Consider the following 432-nt stretch of genomic DNA (forward strand, 5'->3'; position numbering starts at 1 on the left):
ATCTAAAGGTGTGTCCCCTGCCCATTGTTCAGCTAAGAATACACTGCCATCCACACCTACCATTGGGTCTTTCTTTAAGTAGTCAGGAATTTCAGGATGCTGCATCGTTGCATCTAAAACTGGTGAAATTAATACAATATGTCCTGGTTGCACAATATGTTTTTCTTTTAACAATTGAGCAAATGATAAAGCAATTTGACCGCCCGCAGAGTCACCCATTACAACGATTTGTTTAGAATCTGCTACTTGATTCAATAAATCATGGTACAACTTTTCAAAAAGCACATACGTCGCTTGATAATCTTGATGCGGAATCTTCGGATATACTGGCATGATGACTTTAGCATTGAGTGTTTCTGCAAGTTCATCAATAAATTCGAAATGAATTTTGAGTGGGTCTTGGAACCATGCGCCTCCATGTGCATATAATAC

Annotated in this window: 1 protein-coding gene; it reads right to left on the reverse strand. The window is 38.7% G+C overall.

Annotated features, from left to right (window positions below; all coding sequences use genetic code 11):
* The coding region (locus I6F21_RS37985) for an alpha/beta hydrolase (RefSeq protein ID WP_225184415.1) at positions 1 to 432 on the reverse strand (432 nt) is incomplete at both ends.

Origin of the sequence: Bradyrhizobium sp. NBAIM03 (assembly GCF_020194055.1) — a bacterium.
In the GTDB taxonomy this organism is placed as follows: domain Bacteria; phylum Pseudomonadota; class Alphaproteobacteria; order Rhizobiales; family Xanthobacteraceae; genus Bradyrhizobium; species Bradyrhizobium yuanmingense.